We start from the raw sequence: 18,306 nt of genomic DNA on the forward strand, positions 1-18,306 counted from the left end.
AGCTAACCAACCCAAAACCCTGGGTTGAAATCTGCCTATGAATACCTCGCGCATTGCGCCCTGCCAAGCGGGCAGTGCCGCCATAAATAAAAGCGGGCACTATTCGCGTATAAAAGAGGCTTGTGCGAAGTAAGCTAGCTATATTAGCGCAACTAAATTTTTATAGCAAGCCCTTTACCGAAGTTTATTGTGCGTCAGCGAACAGCAACCTGTACGTTGTGGCCAAGCAACAACCGCCGGGTTTCTTCTGTCCCCGGCGCATCGGAATAACTCTGTTTGCTTAGTATCTTCCCGACAACAAGCTGCCGGCATTGGGTACTTCGCGCTGAAGCTCCAGACGCTTCAGCATTTGGTGAACCGTGCCAATGGCCGCCGTGGTTACAGGCATGCCCAGTTGGTCTTCAACCTGCTGCACCGACTGGAATGACGGCATCTGCACGCAGGCCGACAACACGACAGCATCAACCCCGCTGGTGTTCAGGCGCTTTACGTGCTCGGCCGGAGCCAAGGGGTTTTGCCGGCCCACCTCGAGGTTGTCGGGAATTTCAAGCGACACCGCGTCGTGCACCTCGATGCCTTCGTTCTCGATGTAATCAACCACCAGCTTGGTCAAAGGTTTCATGTAGGGGGTCAGAATGGACACCTTCTTGGCGCCCATGGCGTGCAGGCCTTCAACCAGCGCACCCGCGCTGGACACGACCGGCGCCGCACCATTGTTGTCGACGGCAACTTGATGCAGGCGTTTTTCAGACTCGCGATGATAACCAAGGCCCATGCTCATGATGGCGACAAGGCAGGCATAGCCCAGCACGTCCACGCGCGCGTCGGACAGTTCGAGCGCGCAGCGGTCAGAGTCGGCATCCATGGCCTTGAGTTCTTCGGGCGTTACTTTTTTCATGCGCATGCGGCTCGAATGGAAGGTAAAACGCTCTTCGAACTTGGTTTCGCGGCTGCGAAGCATGAGGGGAATTTCGGTTTCCATCGTTGTGTTGGAGCTGGGAACGATTTGGCCGATACGGAAGGAACGCGCTGTAGTGCTCATGATCTGTACCTGAAAAAAGGGCTGTGGACGTTAACGAGACTATCTTCGGCGATTTCACGCGACGGGTCCAATATCAAATTCGTCTCGTGCGCTATATTTTGCCTATGGAACTACGTCAGCTGCGCTACTTTACGACATTGGCCGAGGAATTGAACTTCACTCGCGCCGCCGAGCGGCTGCATATTTCGCAGCCGCCTCTTAGCGCTCAGATCGCCCAGCTTGAGGACGAACTGGGGGCCAAGCTGTTTCATCGCACCAGCCGCAAGGTAGAGCTCACCGAAGCGGGCGCCGCGTTCTTGCGCGATGTGCGCATCGTCCAGAGCCGACTCAAGGACGCCACACAGCGGGTGCGCCAGATCGACGCCGGAACGGCCGGCCGGCTGGAAGTCGGGCTGTCAGGCTCGCACTTCCTGGGCCCGCTACCCCAGCTTATCGGTCAACTGGCGGTGTCACATCCAAACGTCCGGGTCATACTCAATGAAATGGCGCCAAACGACCAGCTCGAGGCCCTGCGTGAACAGCGCATCGACCTGAGCATCTCCCGTCAATCCATCGAAGACGACCTGCTATGCAGCCGTAAATTGTGGGATGACCCGCTGCTGGTGGCATTACCCCCCGGCCACCGCCTGGCCAACAAGCGACGCCTGCGGCTGGATGAGCTGGCCGGCGAGAAATTCGTCATGCTGCGGCGTGAAACATCAACTTTCGCCGAGCGCATTTTCCGTGCCTGCGCGGCTCACGGGTTCTCGCCCCACGTCGAGCAGACTGTAGGCGAAGTGCCGGCCCAGTTAAGCCTCGTGGCAGCCGGGCTGGGCATTGCGCTGGTGCCAACTTCAACCAGCGCCTTCCAACCCCATGCGCTGAGTTTCTGCATCCTGGACGAACCCGGACTGGAAGCCAGCGTGCACGCGGTGAGGCGCAAAGACAACCGCAAGGCGGTGCTGGCAACATTCGTCGGCCGACTAGCACGCCCCTCTGGCCGATAAACTTGGAATTACGCACTGGCAGGGCGGGACGACTTGTTTTTCCCGCGATTATTCTCTAATATTATCGAAAAACACCACGATTTTATAAAATCAGCTTAACCTGAGACAGGCCCGATATGAAAATTGCCCGCGGCACCAACTATCGCGAAGACGTGGTCGGACGCGCCAACGTCGAAGATACTCCTGAACTGCTCGCCTATTACGAAGAGCTCGACTCTCTTAAAACAGGCGCCCTCTGGACGGTCGCCAATAAAATTGAGCCCTGGTTCCCGCAGTCGTCCTCGGTTCCCGTGCTGTGGCGCTACCGCGACCTGCGAGAACACGTATTACGTTCCATTGACCTGGTGTCCCCCGAGAAGGCGGGCCGCCGAGTCGTGTACCTGAACAACCCGGGCCGCCAAGACGTCGCCGCGGCAGTGGGTTGGCTGTATTCCGGGCTACAAGCGATGAATCCCGGCGAATTGGCCTCGGCCCATTCCCATTCGGCCAGCGCGCTACGGTTCATCATGGAAGGCAAAGGCGCCTTCACCATCGTCGACGGCCACAAGATGACCCTCGGCGCGAACGACTTTGTCCTGACGCCCAACGGCACGTGGCACGAGCACGGCGTCAGCGAAGACGGCGCGCCGTGCATCTGGCAAGATGGGCTCGACATCCCCTTGGTCAATGCGCTTGAAGCAAACTTCTATGCGGTACACCCCGACCTGAACCAAGCCGTCACCTATGCCGTGGACGACAGCACGGCTACGTGGTCCGGCACCGGCCTGATGCCCGGCGACGATACATGGCAGCATGGCTATTCGCCGCTGCTGAAGTACGAATGGGCGCCCACTTACGAAGCGCTATGCAATTACGCGCGCGTTACCGACGGTTCGCCCTTCGACGGCGTGCTCATGAACTACATCAACCCCAAGACAGGCGGCCCGGTCATGCAGACCATCGGAGCCAGCATGCAAATGCTCCGGCCCGGCGAACACACCAAGGCTCACCGCCACACAGGCAGCTTCATTTACCAGGTAGCCAAAGGCAAAGGCTTCTCCATCATCAATGGCCAGCGATTCGACTGGCAAGAGCGCGACATCTTCTGTGTGCCGTCGTGGGCATTCCACGAGCACGGCAACGCCAGCCAGACCGAAGATGCCTGCCTGTTCAGCTTCAACGACATGCCCGTGATGAGAGCGCTGGGCCTGTACCGCGAAGAAGCATTGCAAGAGAACGGCGGTCGCCAGCCGGTTTAATGGCTCATGTGGGCCGAACTGCCCACCTGAAGCCGCTTCATTCATTTTCTATACACGCAATGGGCGGTACCGCCCGATAACAAGGAAAACCTCATGCGTCTCGTCACCTATCGTCGCAATGTCCAGGAAAGCGCCCGCCTTGGCGCCATCGTCAACAACATGGTTGTGGATGTCGAATACCTGGGCATGATCGCAGGCATCGACCTGCCCAGCGACATGCTTGAATTCATCGACCTGGGCCCGTCGGCCGTCGCCACCGCCACCGAACTGCTCAACGAGCATCAAGAAAGCTGGCCTGTCGGCGTCGCCCTGCCCTTGCAGAACGTAAAGCTGTTGGCGCCCATTCCGCGCCCACGCAAGAACATCTTCGGCATTGGCCTCAACTACGTCGAACACGTTGAAGAATCCAGCCGTTCGCTCGACACCTCGGCCGATCTGCCCAAGCAGCCCATCATTTTCACCAAGCCGCCCACCACAGTCATCGGCCCCGGCGACAGCATCGAACACAACGCCAAGGTCACGCAGCAACTCGACTGGGAAGTAGAGCTCGCCGCCATTATCGGCACGCGCGCCACCCGCATCGAAGAAAAAGACGCCTTGTCCTATGTGTTCGGCTACAGCCTGATGCTCGACATGAGCGCCCGCGACAATCGTCGCGCGGGCCAGTGGGTCTATTCCAAGGGCCTCGACACCTATGCGCCGTTCGGGCCTTGCATCGTTACAGCCGACGAAATCCCCGACCCGCAAAAACTCGACCTCTGGCTGAAGGTCAACGGCGAGATCAAGCAGCAATCCAATACTCGCCATATGCTGTTCAACGTGGCGCACCTAATCACAGACATCAGTGCGGGCATCACGCTCGAGCCGGGCGACATCATCGCCACGGGCACTCCCTCCGGAGTGGGCGCTGGCCGCACGCCGCAAGAATGGCTGTGGCCCGGCGACGTGGTTGAATCCTACGTCGAAGGCATCGGCACAATGCGCAACCCAGTCGTGGCCATCTAATCGGCTCATCTTCTTTACGAGGAAACCATGCTAAACCTGCCCGTCGTCAAGGTCGCCGCGGTCCAAGCCGCTCCGGTATTCCTGGATACCAACGCCACAGTTGAAAAGGTTTGTACGCTTATCGAAGAGGCCGCAGGCCAAGGCGCACAATTAATCGCCTTTCCAGAGGTATTCGTGGCCGGCTATCCGTATTGGAACTGGATCATGAACCCGGTAGAGGGCAGCCCATGGTTCGACAAATTGTGCCGCAGCGCCATCGAGATTCCGGGGCCTGAAATCCATCGAATTGCGCAAACAGCCGGACGCCACGGCGTACACGTGGTTGTGGGCGTAAACGAGCGCAGCCCCACAGGGATCAGTACGCTCTACAACACGCTCGTCTTCATTGGCCCCGATGGCAAGCTGCTGGGCCGCCACCGTAAGCTGGTGCCCACCTGGGCCGAGAAGCTTACCTGGGCCAACGGCGACGGCAGCTCGCTGCGCGTCTACGACACAGCCATCGGACGCCTCGGCGGCCTGGCCTGCGGCGAGAACACCAACACCTTGGCGCGTTTCAGCCTGCTGGCGCAGGGCGAGCTTCTGCATGTGGCCAGCTATATCTCGCTTCCCGTCGCGCCACCCGACTACGACATGGCCGAAGCGATCAAGGTGCGCGCCATGGCTCATTGCTTTGAAGGCAAGGTGTTTACCGTCGTGTCTTGCTCCACCGTCTCCGACGAAATCATTTCAGCCTTCACCGAAACGCACCCGCAGGCAGAGCAAATGCTTCGCCGCAAGAACAGCGCGTTTTCGGGCATCATCGGGCCCGACGGCCGGCTGGTGGGCGAGCCCCTCATCGATGACGAGGGCATTGTGTATGCCGACGTCGATCTGTCGCGCTGCATCCAGCCGCGGCAAATGCACGACATCACGGGGCACTACAACCGATTCGATATTTTCGATCTGCGGGTAAATCGGCAAACTCAGCAATCGGCGCAGTTTTCCGACCTGCAACGCGAAGTCCAGCTCGACTTTGAAGACGAAGACGACGGGTCGGCCACCAGCGCGGCTGACAGGCGCTCACGGTCATGAACGCCCCACTGCGCGAGAGTCCCGCGGAAGCCAAGCCGCCTACGCTGGCCGAACAGGCATACGTGGGCATCAAGCGCGACATTCTCTCGGGCGAACTGACTCCAGGCTTGGCGTTGCGCCTCGAGTTCCTGAAGAAGCGCTATCAACTAAGCTTCACACCGCTGCGCGAGGCGCTTAACCGCCTCCAAAGCGAGCGGCTGGTAGAGTCGATCGCGCTAAAGGGGTTTCGCGTAACGCCGCTATCATTGAAAGAAATGCAAGACTCCATGAGCGTGCGCACGCTCATCGACTGCGAAGCCCTGCGGCGCTCCATTGAGCGGGCGACTGACGATTGGGAAACCAACATCGTCGCCGCGCTGCACGCCCTTGATCTGGCGACCCGACGCAGCGGGGCTGAAGCGGCAAAGACGTCGTACGACGAAGTCGAAAAACGCCATCTGGCATTGCATCGCGCACTTATCGCAGCATGTGACTCGCGCTGGCTGCTCGAGCTGTCGGCGAACCTGTACATACAAACGGAACGGTATCGAAGGCCGATGCTGAAAACCCCTATCTCACGCAACAGCAGCCGTGACGTATCGAAGGAACATCACGAGATAGTGGACGCCACACTGCAACGCAATGCGGATCTTGCCGTATCGCTATTGACGCAACACTACAACCGCACCACCGAACTGATCGCCACCTCGTTGCGGCAACATGAAGAATCAGAAGCTTGAGCCCGGAATATACAAATCAATCAAATCAGCGCGCACCTAGCTAATCAGCGCAAAAAATAAACCCCGCTGCCAAAAACAGGGGGTTTATCAGCATTCTGGAATGGCTGCTTTAAAAGCAGCCATTTTTTATGTGCGCAAAGAAATCAAACACCCAGATACCGGCCAATCAGTTCCGGTTGCTCTTGAAGCTCGGGCGATGTGCCGTGCCAGACAATACGGCCCTTTTCAATAATGTAATGCCGGTCAACCAAGTGGTGCATCTCTTTGAGGTTCTTGTCGATCAGCAAGATGGTCTGGCCTTCGGCCTTGAGGCGGTTCAGGCAGGCCCAGATCTCTTGGCGAATGACCGGCGCCAGGCCCTCGGTGGCCTCGTCCAGGATCAGCAGGCGCGGGTTGGTCAGCAAGGCCCGGCCAATGGCCAGCATCTGCTGCTCGCCCCCGGAAAGCGTGCGTGCAGACTGGCTGCTGCGCTCTTTAAGGCGAGGAAACAGCTCGTACACGGCGTCGAGCGTCCAGCTGCCGTTGTAGTCGTTGCGGGCCGTGGCAACCAGGTTCTCGTAGACCGACAACGAAGGAAACACGCGCCGCCCTTCGGGAACCAGTCCAAACCCAAGCTTCGAAATGCGATGCGGACGCAAGCCGCTGATGACCTGGCCGTCGAAGGATACCTGGCCCCCCTTTACGGGAAGCATGCCCATCAAGGTGCGCACGGTGGTGGTCTTGCCCATGCCGTTGCGCCCCAGCAAGGACACGACCTGATGAGTTTCAATGGACAGGTCCACGCCGAACAGCACTTGGGCCGCGCCGTAGCCTGATTGCAGGTTTTCTACTTGCAGCATGTTTATTCTTCCCTTCCCAGATAGGCGTCGCGCACATCGTTATTGGCGCGTACTTCGTCGGGCGTGCCGGTGAAGATCGGCTTGCCGTAGACAAGCACGGTGACGCGGTCGGCCAGGGCAAACACGATGTCCATGTCGTGCTCGACGAGCAGAATGGCGTACTGGCCCTTCAGACCCAGCAAGATGTCCTTCATGCGCTGCGACTCTTCGGCGCCCAGGCCGGCCATCGGTTCATCAAGCAACAATACCGAGGCATTCAATGACAAGGCGATGGCCAATTCCAGCTGGCGCTTCTCGCCATGAGCCAGTTCTGAAACCCGTAAATGGCCACGATTGACCAGACCCACTTGTTCCAGCGCCCGGCTCGCGGGCTCGCGAAGATCGCTCTGCTTGCGGGCGTTGCTGAGCATGTTGAAGCGCTTGCTGGACTGGGCCTGCACCGCCAACGCCACGTTGTCTTCGGCGGTAAAGTCGTTATACAGCTGGCTGATCTGAAACGACCGGGCCAGCCCGACCGAGGCGCGCTTGTGCGCGGGCAGGCGGGTAATGTCCTGGCCGTCGAGCAGGATCTGGCCGGCATCGGGCATCAGCTCGCCGCTGACCTGAGAGATAAGCGTGGTCTTGCCGGCGCCATTAGGGCCGATCAGCGCATGGATCTCGCCGGGAAGCACGTCGATGTTGACGTCATTGGTTGCCACCAAAGCCCCGAACGCCTTGCGCAGGCCACGAATTTCAAGCTTGGGGGACTGGACGCCGGTGTCTTGGATGCGGGCGGCTTGAGTCGCTTCAGTCATGGCTGTTTCTCCCTGCCAGCCAGCCGAACAATCCGCGCTTGCTGAACAACACGACAAGAATAAGCACCGGGCCCAGGAACAGCATCCAGTTCTCGGTCCAGGCGGTAAGGGCCTGCTCGAGCCCCAGGTAGACGGCGGCGCCCAGAATGGAGCCGTAGATGGTGCCCATGCCGCCCAGCACGATCATGGCCATCAGCGTGCCCGACTTCAGCCAGGAAGCCATGTCGGGGCTGACATAGAGGGCGTAATTGGCCCACAGCGCGCCGGCCAGGCCGGCCCCGGCGGCCGAAATGACGAAGGCCGTGAGCTTGTAGCGCAAGGGGGCATAGCCCAAATTGACGTTGCGCCGCTCGTTTTGCTGGAAGCCGCGCAGCACCATTCCGAATGGCGAGTTGACGATACGCCGACACACCACCACCCATAGCGTCATCAACGCCAGGCACACATAATAGAAAACGGACGGATCGTCGACGTTCAGGCCGGGAATCAGGTTACGCGAGATGACTGACATGCCATCGTCGCCGCCGTAGGTAACCAGACCGACCAGCACGAAATACAGCATCTGGGCAAAGGCCAGCGTGATCATGATGAACTGCACGCCGCTGGTGCGCAGCGACAAAAAGCCCATGACCAGGCCGGTGATGGCCGCTGCCAACATGGCCAGCGGCCACATGATCAGGGCAGACTCAGAGCCGGCCCAGCCAAAGATGGTCTCGCCCATGCCCATGTGGTAAGCCGCAATGCCCACCACATAACCACCCAGGCCGAAAAACGCGGCATGGCCGAAACTGACCATGGCGCCATAGCCCAGAATCAAGTCAAGGCTGATGGCCGCCAGCGCGTAGATGACAAACTGGGTGCCCATGTTGATTAAAAAGCTGTTGTTCAGGCCGGCGGCAATGAAAGGCAACAACAACAGAATGACGAAAATCAAAAAGATGACGATGTTTTTGCGGGTCATGGAATTACCTTTGTGCCGGGATCAGACCCCGTGGCTTCACCAGCAGGACGATGGCCATCAAAATATAGATACTGGCTGAAACCAGGCTCGAGCTGACCGACGCGCTGAACTCGGGGGGCAGCACTTGAGACATCCAGATGGGAATGTAGGCCCGCCCGAACGAGTCGGTCATGCCGACCAGAACCGAACCAAGCAGGGCGCCGCGCACTGAGCCGACCCCGCCCACCACAATCACCACGAAGGTGGTGATCAGCACCTTTTCGCCCATGCCGATCTCAACGGCCAGCAGCGGTGCGGCCATGACGCCGGCGAAGCCGCACAGCAGCGCCCCCAGCGTAAACACCAACATGAAAAGACGCCGAATGTTGATGCCCAGCGCATCGACGATTTCCGCATCGTCGGCGCCGGCGCGCACCAGCATCCCGACCCGGGTGCGCGAAATCAGAAACCACAGACCCACAGCCACCAGCACCCCGGCGCCAATGAAGGCCAGGCGCATGAGGGGATAGCTAAAGCCGGGCGCCAGCTGCACAGCGCCTTGCAACAACGGTGGAATCGCCACAAACGGCGGGCTGCGGCCAAACACGAGTGTGACCAGCGCGTTGGTAAAAAAGATGACGCCCAGCGTGGCCAGCACCTGATCCAGGTGGTCGCGGTGATAGAGACGGCTGATGATCAGCCGCTCGACAATGAGGCCGTATACCCCGGCGCCGATGACCGACGCCAGAATGGCCACCGTGAACGAGCCCGTGATGGCCACGGCCGAAGCGGCACAAAACGCGCCCACCATGTAGAACGAACCATGGGCGAGGTTCACGACGTTCATGATGCCGAAGATCAGCGTCAGACCCGCTGACAGCAAAAACAGCAGAGCGCTGTATTGCAGGCCGTTCATGGCCTGTTCCAGGAACAAATACATGGGAGGACCCGTTTGTTTGTTTTAGCGCGCACCGGACCGATGGCCGGTGCGCGGTTTCAAGCCGACAAGCTTACTTCATCTGGCATTCAGAGACGTAAGGGTCGGTATGGTTCTCGGCAATCGTGCGAACGGCCTTGTAGTCGAGATTACCATCGCTGTTACGCTCGACCCGCACCAGTTGCCAATCTTGAATGGGGTAGTGGTTAGTGTTGAAGGCGAAGTTGCCGCGCACGCTCTCGAAATCAGCCTTGCGCAGCGCCTCACGAAACGCGTCGGGCTGGCCCTTGACGTCGCCATTGACGGCCTTGAGGGCCGCGCCGATCAGGCGGGCCGTGTCATAAGAGGTTGCCGCGTAGACCGTGGGACGGCGATTGTACTCTTTTTCGAAGGCGGCCACGAAGTTCTGGCTGGCTTCATTGTCTTGCTGGCTTGTCCATTGGGTGGTCAGGTAGTAGCCTTCACCCGCGTCGCCCGATGCGGCCAGCATGCGGTCGTCCATGGAATACAGCGGTGTGACCATCTTGATGGACTTATTCAGGCCCGAATTGGCGAACTGTTTGGCGAAATTGATGCCGGCGCCGCCGGGCAGGAACTCGAACACTGCTTCGGGCTGCAGGGAACGAATGCGTGCCAGCTCGACCGAGAAGTCTGACTGATCCAGCTTGGTGTAGATTTCGGCCAGGATTTCACCTTCATAGGCGCGCTTGAAGCCGGTCAACGCATCACGGCCGGCCTGGTAGGCAGGCGCCATGATCACAATCTTCTTGACCCCAAGCTGATTGGCTGCAATTGCTGCCGTGTCGCTGTAGGAATCGTTCTGCATCGCAACCGAGAAGAAATTGGGGTTGCATGCTTTACCTGCGAAGTTTGATGGGCCGGCGTTCAAGCTTACGAAGAAACCGTTATCTTCCTTGACCACTGACGGTACGACCGCGACCAGCACGTTCGAGAAGTTCACGCCAGTGAATAGGCGCACACCATCCTGCAGCATTTTTTCCGCCGATTGCTTGCCGGTAGCCGGCTTCAACCCGTCGTCCTCGACGATAAGGTTGACGGGCACCCCACCGAGCTTGCCGCCGCCTTCTTTGATCGCTAGCTGAAAGGCGTCACGCTGGTCTTCGCCGATATAGCCGGCGGGTGTGGATAACGTGCCGATGAAGCCGATGTCCACGGTTTCCTGACTATGCGCCAACGTAGCGGATGCCATGAGGGCAAATGCGGCCGCTAGTTTGTTGATGTGCTTCATTGAAAAAAGCCTCCTGAGTATCTTCAGTTTTATCGAATGTGTTTCTTGGGGTTCAAACATCCGCCCCTTGAATGTGGTGCCAGGCACCTTCAAACGCTCTATTTTATAAAATAATTATGTTTTTCGATAATATAGTTTATGTTGCAAAGAAACACAATCCGGCTGAGGCTTTTGCAGTGGCGAAATGACGAGCTTTTATTTTCCAGGCGTAGCTGAAAACAGCCATGACTTTCGTCAAATGCCCTTCAACTTGCAGGAAAAACCCTTGAAAATCTCTCTTAACAAAACAAAAAATTGCGCCGGCCCCTGCGGCGCACACGGAAAAAGGCGAGAGACTTGCTCTCGCCCTTGAGGCATTTACTTCTGGAAGTCAGGCTGGTTGCCGGGGGCCGCCTGTTGAAACGCGGGCAGGGTTTTGCAGTGCTCATACACAGCCATTATGCGGGGGTAGATGCTCATGTCGCAGCCCATGCGCGTGGCGTTGGCAACTTGCGGCACCAGGCAGCAGTCGGCCAACGATACTTGGCCACCCATGCTGAAACCACCAGAATCGGTACGTTCAAGCAACTTCTCGAGCGACCGGAAACCTTCGGCGATCCAGTGGTGATACCACTCATTCTTGGCCTCATCGCTAACACCCATATTCTTGACGAGATACCGTAGCGTTCGCAAATTATTCAAAGAATGCATATCGCATGCGATGAGATTTGATATCTCAAGCACACGCGCACGCTCGATTAAATCTTGCGGAATAAGGCGCGGTTCCGGGTATTTAGCATCTAGATAGTCGATGATGGCCAACGATTGCCCCAGCTCGAGGCCGTCGTCAACCAGCAGCGGCACCCCAGCGCTTGGGTTCCTGGCGACATAGTCTGGCTCTTTGTGCTCCATGGCCCTGATATTGACAGGCGCCAGATTGAAATCCAGTTTCTTGAGCGCCAGGGCAATGCGCACCCGGTAAGACGTAGAGCTGTTGAAGAAACTATACAGCTTCATGGCTACACCACTTTAACGGTGAGCGTGCCCAGGCCCTCGACCGAGCCGACCATGAGGTCGCCGGCCACGACCGCGCCCACGCCTTCGGGGGTGCCGGTATAGATCAGGTCGCCCGGTTCGAGACGGAAGAAACGCGACAGGTAGCTGATCGTCTCGGCCACCGACCAGATCAGGTTGTCGATGCTGCTGCTTTGCTTGGTCTGGCCGTTCACGTCAAGCTTGATACCGGCCTTTTCAAGATGGCCGGCCTGTTCGACGGGATACAAGGGGCCAATGGGTGCGCTGGCGTCGAAAGCCTTGCCGATTTCCCAGGGGCGGCCCATTTCGCGCATTTTCATTTGCAGGTCGCGGCGGGTCATGTCCAGGCCAACGGCGTAGCCCCAGACATGGTTCAAAGCGTCTTCCAAGGCAATATTGGAGCCGCCCTTTCCAACCGCCGCCACAAGTTCGATCTCGTAGTGGTAATTACTGGTCTCGGCGGGATACGGCAGTTCAAGCGTGCTGCCTTCGGCGACAGGCACCACGGCATCCGCCGGCTTGCAAAAGAAAAACGGCGGCTCGCGGTCGGGATCGAAGCCCATTTCTCGAGCATGAGCAGCATAGTTGCGTCCGACGCAGTAGACGCGGCGCACAGGAAAGGTATCGGAACTGCCATGCACTGGAACAGCGACAACTTCAGGCGGATTAACAACGTGTGTCATGTTTGAATCTCTATGAAAAATGAAGAAAAGATAGTGTAATGCGGGCTGCTAATCATACAAAAAAATCAGCAGAAGACTGCTCGTCAACCGTGTGTGCGCACAATAACGATTAACTTGATAAAAGCCGGATCAGGCGCTCGTATCGCCTGATTCCGGCATAGGATAGCGTCGGGTGGCCGGACCAGCCTTCATGACCTGGCCAGGCACATCGTGGCCGACAATCTCCGGCAGGGTCAACGCCAGATCGATCAGCATGGAAAGATCGACCTTGGTTTCGTATCCCATGGCTTCAAGCATGTGGACCATATCCTCAGTACAGACATTGCCGCTTGCACCGGGGGCGAACGGACAACCGCCCAAACCGCCCAATGATGCATCGAGCCTGTCCACACCGGCCGCCAAAGCTGCGAGCACGTTGGCAAGGCCCATGCCCCGCGTGTCGTGAAAATGCGCTGTCAAGGTCAGAAACGGCCAGCGCTCGAGCACTGCGGCGCATAGCTGTTCGACCTGGCGCGGGTTTGCCATGCCGGTAGTATCGCACAGCGAAACAGCCTCAAACCCGATGTCCACCAGCCGCTGTACGGTTTGCATTACGTGTTCGGCTGGAACCTGGCCGTCGAAAGGACATCCAAAGGCTGTCGACAGCGAAACGTTCAAGGCGGCGCTGCCATCCACAAGGCGCACGATCCGCTCGAACTCTTCAAGCGACTGCGCAGGCGTCATGCGAAGATTCGCTCGGCTGTGGCCCTCGCTGGCCGACATGAACACATTGATCTCATCCGCGCCGCATGACAAGGCCCGCTCGCAACCGCGCACATTAGGCGCCAAGGCCGCGTAAACCACCCCCGGCATCCTTTGAATGCGGCTCATGACCGCTTCAGCGTCAGCCAGGTTCGGAATCGCTTTGGGAGACGTAAAGGACGTTACTTCTATCTTTGCCAGACCAGTGCGGCTCAGGGCATCGATAAGAGCGATCTTCTGCTCTGTGGGTACGAAGGCCGGCTCGATCTGGAAGCCGTCGCGGACGGAAACTTCCTGGATATATAGGCGCTTTCCCGCTGGCGCGTGCGGCGGTAAAACGTTCATGCCAACCCCGCTTCACGCAGCTTCTTATATTGCTCGGGCGTAACACCGATGCTTTCAAGGATTTCTTCGGTATGCTCACCCAATTTGGGGCCGACCCAGCGCGTGCGTCCGGGCGTGGCGCTAAGCTTGGGCACAATCCCCGGCAGGCAGATTTCGCTTCCGTCGGGCAGGGCCTGCTTCTGCAACATGCCGCGTGCTTGAAAATGGGCGTCGTTCATAATGTCTTCGGCCGTGTAGATACGGCCGCAAGGTACAGAGGCCTGATTCAATACATTTAGCACGCTGTCCAGATCATTCGCGGCTGTCCAGCCGCCAATGACGCCATCGAGCATCTCGGCCTGAAGGGCACGGCCGTCATTGTGGGCCAAGGCGGGGTCTTCCGCCAGGTCGGGGCGGCCAATGGCTGTCATGAGACGACGAAAGATGCCGTCTCCGTTGCCGGCCACCGCCACGTAGTTGCCGTCGGCGCACAAGTAGGTGTTGGACGGCGTAATGCCCGGAAGGGCCGAGCCGCTGCGTTCACGGACATAGCCGCTATGCGCGTACTCGGGGATCAGGCTTTCCATTACGGCAAACACGGCCTCATACAAGGCTACATCGATATACTGCCCCTGGCCGCCGTTTACCTTGAGATGATGCATCGCCACCAAGGCTCCCACCGTGCCATATAGAGATGCCAAGGTGTCTCCGAGGCTGACCCCCACGCGAACCGGCGCTCGGTCGGGATAGCCGGTGACATAGCGCAAACCGCCCATGCATTCTGCAATGGCGGCAAAACCGGGCCGTTGACTGGCCGGCCCCGTCTGGCCATAACCGGAAATGCGCACCATGATCAGCTTGGGATTAACTTCAGAGAGCTGCTCCCAGCCTATGCCCCATTTTTCCAGCGTACCCGGGCGGAAGTTTTCAATCACGATATCGGCGTCGGCGACCAATTTGCGCACAATCTCTTGACCTTCTTCAGATTTAAGGTCGAGCGTCAGCGATTTTTTATTGCGGCTTTGCGTATACCACCACAAAGAGGTGCCCTCATGCAGCTTGCGCCACTTGCGCAGCGGGTCTCCGGTGCCTGGGGGCTCTATCTTGATTACCTCGGCACCGAACTGGGCCAGCAAAGCGCTTGCATATGGGCCAGCTATGAGCGAACCCAGCTCAAGCACCTTGACTCCGGAAAGCGCCATCTGGGCAGCGGATGACTCATCAAACATCGGGTTTCCTCTTTGTCTCGTGTCTGTCTAATGATCGCCGTAACGGCCCGGCCCGTAAAGAGCCAGGCTATAGGCTATATCGGGTCGTACGTCACTCTTCGCCACGTCTGAGCCATATAGGCTAAAACACACAATGCAAAAATCCCCCAAGAGCTGGAGCCCTTTGGGGGATTTCTGAGCACTGACGAATGGCATGAACGTTGATCGGCAACAAGATGCCGACTTGGCCCCGCCAAACGATCAGATGATGCGTGCGGCCTCGAGCAGGCGCACCACAGTCCACGATTTATCGCGGCTGATGGGGCGGCCCTCTGCGATCTCGACCGTATCGCCTTCATTGTACTGATTGGTTTCATCATGCGCCTTGTACTTATTGGAGCGCAGGATAATCTTGCCATAAACAGGATGCTTGACCCGACGCTCGACGCGAACGACGACAGTCTTGTCCATCTTGTTGCTGACAACTTTGCCGATCAGCGTACGTTGGCGCTTGGCTGTTTGTGTAGTTTGGGTTTCGCTCATTTTACTTTCCGGCCTTCTCAGTCATAACGGTGCGGACGCGCGCGATGTCGCGACGGACCTTGCCCAGTTGACTGGTGTTGGACAGTTGCTGGGTGGCGCGCTGCATGCGCAGACCGAATTGCGCCTTCAGCAGGCTCTCGAGCTCGGTTTGGAGCTCGGTGGCGTCTTTGGTGCGGAGTTCGCTGGCTTTCATGTGATCTCCTTAGGCGCCCAGATGCCGCGACACGAAGGTCGTGGAAATAGGCAGCTTGGCAGCGGCCAGACGAAATGCTTCGCGCGCCAGTTCTTCGCTGACACCTTCCATTTCGTAGATAACCTTGCCGGGTTGAATTTCCGCGACCCAGAACTCTGGATTGCCTTTACCGTTACCCATACGAACTTCGGCAGGCTTCTGCGAAATGGGTTTATCGGGAAAAACGCGAATCCAGATACGGCCGCCCCGTTTGATGTGACGGTTGATCGCACGACGCGCGGCTTCGATCTGGCGAGCGGTGAGGCGGCCGCGGCCAGTGGCCTTGAGGCCGAACTCGCCGAACGACACCTGCGCACCGCGAGTCGCCAGGCCGGTATTACGGCCTTTGTGCTCTTTGCGATACTTTCTGCGTGAGGGTTGCAACATGGTTATTCTCCTTCAGCTGGCGCCGCTGCGGCGTCAGGCTTGCGGGGTCCTCGGCCACGACCTCCGGCCGGGCGACGTCCGTCGGGACGATCGCCGCGGGGACGGCGCGAGCGACGCTCTTCGTCGCGAGGAGCGGCTGCCTCGGGGGGCATTTCGCCGTTGGGCAACATGTCGCCCTTATAGACCCACACTTTGATGCCGATAATGCCGTATGTCGTTTGGGCTTCGGCGGTACCGTAATCGATATTGGCGCGCAGGGTGTGCAGGGGCACACGACCTTCGCGATACCACTCGGTACGAGCGATTTCGATGCCGTTCAGACGACCTGAGCTCATGATCTTGATGCCCTGGGCGCCAAGGCGCATTGCGTTCTGCATGGCGCGCTTCATCGCGCGGCGGAACTGAATACGCTTTTCAAGCTGCTGGGCGATGGAATCAGCCACCAGCTGGGCGTCGGTTTCGGGCTTGCGGATCTCTTCGATATTGACGTGCACGGGCACGCCCATCAAGCGCTGCAGATCAGACTTGAGGTTCTCGATGTCCTCGCCGCGCTTGCCGATCACCACACCCGGACGAGCCGAGTAAACAGTGATGCGCGCATTCTTGGCGGGGCGCTCGATAACCACGCGACCAACCGAGGCGCTCTTGAGCTTTTTCTTGAGGTACTCGCGTACGCGGATGTCGTCGGCCAGCATTCCGCCAAACGCCTTGTCGTCAGCGTACCAACGCGAACTCCAGTTGCGGCTTACCACCAGGCGGAACCCAATCGGGTGTACTTTCTGTCCCATTGTGACTCCTTAAGCGCCGACTTTGACCACAATGTGGCAAGTCTGCTTCTCGATACGGTTACCGCGGCCTTTTGCACGTGCGGAAAAACGCTTCATCGACTGGGCCTTGTCCACATAGATCGTGGTGACCTTGAGTTCGTCGATGTCGGCGCCGTCGTTGTGCTCGGCGTTAGCGATCGCGGATTCAAGCGCCTTTTTGACGATGCCCGCGGCTTTTTTAGGTGTGAACGTCAGGATGTTCAGCGCTTGAGCCACAGGCTTGCCGCGGATCATGTCCGCAACAAGACGCGTCTTCTGAGCTGAAATGTGGACGCCACGAATAATAGCTGTAGTTTCCATCACTTACCTCTTGGACTTTCTGTCCGCGGCATGACCCTTGAACGTACGGGTCAGCGCGAATTCGCCGAGCTTGTGACCGACCATGTTCTCGTTGATGTAAACGGGAACGTGCTGGCGGCCATTGTGCACAGCAATCGTCAGCCCAATGAACTCGGGCAGGATGGTGGAACGGCGCGACCAGGTCTTGATCGGCTTTTTCTCTTTGCCCCCGACGGCGGCATCGACCTTCTTGATCAGATGCGCATCGACGAACGGGCCTTTCTTGATCGAACGTGACATAGTGTTCGCCCCTTACTTGCGCTTGCGACGCGAGACAATCATATTGTCCGTGCGCTTGTTGCTACGAGTCCTGTACCCTTTCGCTGGAGTACCCCATGGGCTGACCGGCTCACGGCCCTCGCCAGTACGTCCTTCACCCCCGCCGTGCGGGTGATCGACCGGGTTCATGGCAACGCCACGAACCGTTGGTCGCACACCACGCCAGCGCATCGCACCGGCCTTGCCGATTTGACGCAGGCTGTGCTCGCCATTGCCCACTTCACCAATAGTTGCGCGGCAATCGATGTGAACGCGACGAACTTCGCCCGAGCGCAGACGCACTTGAGCGTATACACCTTCGCGAGCCATCAGCACCGCTGAAGCGCCTGCCGAACGGGCCAATTGGGCGCCCTTGCCGGGAAGCATTTCAATGCAATGGATGGTTGCGCCAATCGGGATATTGCGAATGGGCAGCGTATTACCGGACCGGATGGGTGCATCTTTGCCCGAAAGCAGGACTGCGCCCATTTCCAGACCACGCGGAGCGATGATGTAGCGGCGTTCGCCGTCTGCATAGCAAAGCAAAGCAATGTGGGCTGTGCGGTTCGGATCGTATTCCAGACGTTCGACCTTGGCAGGGATGCCGTCTTTATTGCGACGGAAGTCGACCAGACGGTAATGCTGCTTATGGCCGCCGCCACGGTGACGAACGGTGATATGGCCGTTGTTGTTACGGCCGGAACCACGTGATTTTTTCTCGAGCAGAGCTGCGAATGGCGCGCCTTTGTGCAGATCAGGCGCAACCACCTTGATCATGCCACGGCGACCAGCCGAAGTCGGCTTGACTTTTACGAGTGCCATTTAGTTCACCTCTGTAAAGTCGAGTTCCTGACCGTCTTTGAGCGAGACATATGCCTTGCGCTCGTTACGGCGGCTACCCATGAAACGGCCAAAGCGCTTTTGCTTGCC

23 protein-coding genes are annotated in these 18,306 nt (G+C 58.4%); 5 read left to right on the forward strand and 18 right to left on the reverse strand.

The features are described from left to right. Window positions 1–280: 280 nt before the first annotated feature. Entirely contained in the window at window positions 281–1,042 is a 762-nt protein-coding gene (locus tag ACIY1O_RS14535; RefSeq protein ID WP_397475812.1) for a maleate cis-trans isomerase family protein, read from the reverse strand. 104 nt (window positions 1,043–1,146) lie between these two features. Between ACIY1O_RS14535 and ACIY1O_RS14540 the strand changes: the two genes are divergently transcribed. From ACIY1O_RS14540 to ACIY1O_RS14560, 5 genes are all read left to right on the forward strand, one after another. Next, window positions 1,147–2,028: a LysR substrate-binding domain-containing protein gene (locus ACIY1O_RS14540; protein ID WP_397475813.1), complete on the forward strand. Its 882-nt coding sequence runs from the start codon at window positions 1,147–1,149 to the stop codon at window positions 2,026–2,028. Window positions 2,029–2,144: 116 nt separating this feature from the next. Then, window positions 2,145–3,266, forward strand: a complete 1,122-nt coding sequence (locus ACIY1O_RS14545) for a cupin domain-containing protein (protein WP_397475814.1) — start codon at window positions 2,145–2,147, stop codon at window positions 3,264–3,266. Between the two features lie 93 nt (window positions 3,267–3,359). Beyond that, the gene (locus ACIY1O_RS14550) at window positions 3,360–4,271 is read left to right on the forward strand and encodes a fumarylacetoacetate hydrolase family protein (protein WP_397475815.1); all 912 of its coding nucleotides are present in this window, start codon (window positions 3,360–3,362) and stop codon (window positions 4,269–4,271) included. Window positions 4,272–4,298: 27 nt separating this feature from the next. Further along, window positions 4,299–5,342: a carbon-nitrogen hydrolase family protein gene (locus tag ACIY1O_RS14555; protein ID WP_397475816.1), complete on the forward strand. Its 1,044-nt coding sequence runs from the start codon at window positions 4,299–4,301 to the stop codon at window positions 5,340–5,342. Then, a complete protein-coding gene (locus tag ACIY1O_RS14560; protein WP_397475817.1) occupies window positions 5,339–6,061 on the forward strand; it encodes a GntR family transcriptional regulator in 723 nt (240 codons plus the stop codon). The genes ACIY1O_RS14555 and ACIY1O_RS14560 overlap by 4 nt, the downstream gene beginning before the upstream one ends. Window positions 6,062–6,204: 143 nt before the next feature. On the opposite strand, the gene ACIY1O_RS14565 is transcribed toward ACIY1O_RS14560, so the two are convergent. The 17 genes from ACIY1O_RS14565 to ACIY1O_RS14645 all read right to left on the reverse strand — a co-directional run. Beyond that, the gene (locus ACIY1O_RS14565) at window positions 6,205–6,900 is read right to left on the reverse strand and encodes an ABC transporter ATP-binding protein (RefSeq protein WP_397475818.1); all 696 of its coding nucleotides are present in this window, start codon (window positions 6,898–6,900) and stop codon (window positions 6,205–6,207) included. A 2-nt stretch (window positions 6,901–6,902) separates the two neighbouring features. Then, a complete protein-coding gene (locus ACIY1O_RS14570) occupies window positions 6,903–7,694 on the reverse strand; it encodes an ABC transporter ATP-binding protein (protein ID WP_397475819.1) in 792 nt (263 codons plus the stop codon). Continuing rightward, a complete protein-coding gene (locus tag ACIY1O_RS14575) occupies window positions 7,687–8,655 on the reverse strand; it encodes a branched-chain amino acid ABC transporter permease (RefSeq protein WP_397475820.1) in 969 nt (322 codons plus the stop codon). The genes ACIY1O_RS14570 and ACIY1O_RS14575 overlap by 8 nt, the downstream gene beginning before the upstream one ends. Before the next feature lie 4 nt (window positions 8,656–8,659). Further along, window positions 8,660–9,574, reverse strand: a complete 915-nt coding sequence (locus ACIY1O_RS14580) for a branched-chain amino acid ABC transporter permease (RefSeq protein WP_397475821.1) — start codon at window positions 9,572–9,574, stop codon at window positions 8,660–8,662. A 70-nt stretch (window positions 9,575–9,644) separates the two neighbouring features. After that, the gene (locus ACIY1O_RS14585; RefSeq protein WP_397475822.1) at window positions 9,645–10,820 is read right to left on the reverse strand and encodes an ABC transporter substrate-binding protein; all 1,176 of its coding nucleotides are present in this window, start codon (window positions 10,818–10,820) and stop codon (window positions 9,645–9,647) included. Window positions 10,821–11,177: 357 nt separating this feature from the next. Further along, a complete protein-coding gene (gene maiA / locus ACIY1O_RS14590) occupies window positions 11,178–11,816 on the reverse strand; it encodes a maleylacetoacetate isomerase (RefSeq protein ID WP_397475823.1) in 639 nt (212 codons plus the stop codon). Between the two features lie 2 nt (window positions 11,817–11,818). Beyond that, window positions 11,819–12,517 (reverse strand): fumarylacetoacetate hydrolase family protein, encoded by a 699-nt coding sequence (locus ACIY1O_RS14595; protein ID WP_397475824.1) that lies wholly within the window; start codon window positions 12,515–12,517, stop codon window positions 11,819–11,821. A gap of 129 nt (window positions 12,518–12,646) precedes the next feature. Then, a complete protein-coding gene (locus tag ACIY1O_RS14600) occupies window positions 12,647–13,603 on the reverse strand; it encodes a hydroxymethylglutaryl-CoA lyase (RefSeq protein WP_397475825.1) in 957 nt (318 codons plus the stop codon). Beyond that, entirely contained in the window at window positions 13,600–14,811 is a 1,212-nt protein-coding gene (locus ACIY1O_RS14605; RefSeq protein ID WP_397475826.1) for a CaiB/BaiF CoA transferase family protein, read from the reverse strand. Before ACIY1O_RS14605 ends, ACIY1O_RS14600 begins: the two co-directional genes overlap by 4 nt. 240 nt (window positions 14,812–15,051) lie before the next feature. After that, window positions 15,052–15,333, reverse strand: a complete 282-nt coding sequence (gene rpsQ, locus ACIY1O_RS14610; RefSeq protein WP_397475827.1) for a 30S ribosomal protein S17 — start codon at window positions 15,331–15,333, stop codon at window positions 15,052–15,054. A gap of 1 nt (window position 15,334) precedes the next feature. Then, entirely contained in the window at window positions 15,335–15,526 is a 192-nt protein-coding gene (gene rpmC / locus ACIY1O_RS14615) for a 50S ribosomal protein L29 (protein ID WP_397475828.1), read from the reverse strand. 9 nt (window positions 15,527–15,535) lie between these two features. After that, window positions 15,536–15,952 (reverse strand): 50S ribosomal protein L16, encoded by a 417-nt coding sequence (rplP, locus tag ACIY1O_RS14620; RefSeq protein ID WP_397475829.1) that lies wholly within the window; start codon window positions 15,950–15,952, stop codon window positions 15,536–15,538. 2 nt (window positions 15,953–15,954) lie between these two features. After that, window positions 15,955–16,740, reverse strand: a complete 786-nt coding sequence (rpsC, locus tag ACIY1O_RS14625; protein ID WP_397475830.1) for a 30S ribosomal protein S3 — start codon at window positions 16,738–16,740, stop codon at window positions 15,955–15,957. Between the two features lie 9 nt (window positions 16,741–16,749). Further along, window positions 16,750–17,079, reverse strand: coding sequence for a 50S ribosomal protein L22 (gene rplV / locus ACIY1O_RS14630; RefSeq protein WP_301117280.1), 330 nt, complete (start codon window positions 17,077–17,079; stop codon window positions 16,750–16,752). 3 nt (window positions 17,080–17,082) lie between these two features. Further along, window positions 17,083–17,358: a 30S ribosomal protein S19 gene (gene rpsS / locus ACIY1O_RS14635; protein WP_397475831.1), complete on the reverse strand. Its 276-nt coding sequence runs from the start codon at window positions 17,356–17,358 to the stop codon at window positions 17,083–17,085. 12 nt (window positions 17,359–17,370) lie between these two features. Then, window positions 17,371–18,198, reverse strand: coding sequence for a 50S ribosomal protein L2 (rplB, locus tag ACIY1O_RS14640; RefSeq protein WP_397475832.1), 828 nt, complete (start codon window positions 18,196–18,198; stop codon window positions 17,371–17,373). Further along, window positions 18,199–18,306: uL23 family ribosomal protein (locus ACIY1O_RS14645; protein WP_487047375.1), on the reverse strand; the 108-nt coding region annotated here is incomplete at its 5' end.

It is taken from the genome of Pusillimonas sp., assembly GCF_044464525.1.
Lineage (GTDB): Bacteria > Pseudomonadota > Gammaproteobacteria > Burkholderiales > Burkholderiaceae_B > Pusillimonas.

Coding starts and splice junctions, on each gene's coding strand:
- ACIY1O_RS14535 (WP_397475812.1), bottom strand. CDS start 1,042: ATGAGCACTACAGCGCGTTCCTTCCGTATCGGCCAAATCGTTCCCAGC.
- ACIY1O_RS14540 (WP_397475813.1), top strand. CDS start 1,147: ATGGAACTACGTCAGCTGCGCTACTTTACGACATTGGCCGAGGAATTG.
- ACIY1O_RS14545 (WP_397475814.1), top strand. CDS start 2,145: ATGAAAATTGCCCGCGGCACCAACTATCGCGAAGACGTGGTCGGACGC.
- ACIY1O_RS14550 (WP_397475815.1), top strand. CDS start 3,360: ATGCGTCTCGTCACCTATCGTCGCAATGTCCAGGAAAGCGCCCGCCTT.
- ACIY1O_RS14555 (WP_397475816.1), top strand. CDS start 4,299: ATGCTAAACCTGCCCGTCGTCAAGGTCGCCGCGGTCCAAGCCGCTCCG.
- ACIY1O_RS14560 (WP_397475817.1), top strand. CDS start 5,339: ATGAACGCCCCACTGCGCGAGAGTCCCGCGGAAGCCAAGCCGCCTACG.
- ACIY1O_RS14565 (WP_397475818.1), bottom strand. CDS start 6,900: ATGCTGCAAGTAGAAAACCTGCAATCAGGCTACGGCGCGGCCCAAGTG.
- ACIY1O_RS14570 (WP_397475819.1), bottom strand. CDS start 7,694: ATGACTGAAGCGACTCAAGCCGCCCGCATCCAAGACACCGGCGTCCAG.
- ACIY1O_RS14575 (WP_397475820.1), bottom strand. CDS start 8,655: ATGACCCGCAAAAACATCGTCATCTTTTTGATTTTCGTCATTCTGTTG.
- ACIY1O_RS14580 (WP_397475821.1), bottom strand. CDS start 9,574: ATGTATTTGTTCCTGGAACAGGCCATGAACGGCCTGCAATACAGCGCT.
- ACIY1O_RS14585 (WP_397475822.1), bottom strand. CDS start 10,820: ATGAAGCACATCAACAAACTAGCGGCCGCATTTGCCCTCATGGCATCC.
- maiA (WP_397475823.1), bottom strand. CDS start 11,816: ATGAAGCTGTATAGTTTCTTCAACAGCTCTACGTCTTACCGGGTGCGC.
- ACIY1O_RS14595 (WP_397475824.1), bottom strand. CDS start 12,517: ATGACACACGTTGTTAATCCGCCTGAAGTTGTCGCTGTTCCAGTGCAT.
- ACIY1O_RS14600 (WP_397475825.1), bottom strand. CDS start 13,603: ATGAACGTTTTACCGCCGCACGCGCCAGCGGGAAAGCGCCTATATATC.
- ACIY1O_RS14605 (WP_397475826.1), bottom strand. CDS start 14,811: ATGTTTGATGAGTCATCCGCTGCCCAGATGGCGCTTTCCGGAGTCAAG.
- rpsQ (WP_397475827.1), bottom strand. CDS start 15,333: ATGAGCGAAACCCAAACTACACAAACAGCCAAGCGCCAACGTACGCTG.
- rpmC (WP_397475828.1), bottom strand. CDS start 15,526: ATGAAAGCCAGCGAACTCCGCACCAAAGACGCCACCGAGCTCCAAACC.
- rplP (WP_397475829.1), bottom strand. CDS start 15,952: ATGTTGCAACCCTCACGCAGAAAGTATCGCAAAGAGCACAAAGGCCGT.
- rpsC (WP_397475830.1), bottom strand. CDS start 16,740: ATGGGACAGAAAGTACACCCGATTGGGTTCCGCCTGGTGGTAAGCCGC.
- rplV (WP_301117280.1), bottom strand. CDS start 17,079: ATGGAAACTACAGCTATTATTCGTGGCGTCCACATTTCAGCTCAGAAG.
- rpsS (WP_397475831.1), bottom strand. CDS start 17,358: ATGTCACGTTCGATCAAGAAAGGCCCGTTCGTCGATGCGCATCTGATC.
- rplB (WP_397475832.1), bottom strand. CDS start 18,198: ATGGCACTCGTAAAAGTCAAGCCGACTTCGGCTGGTCGCCGTGGCATG.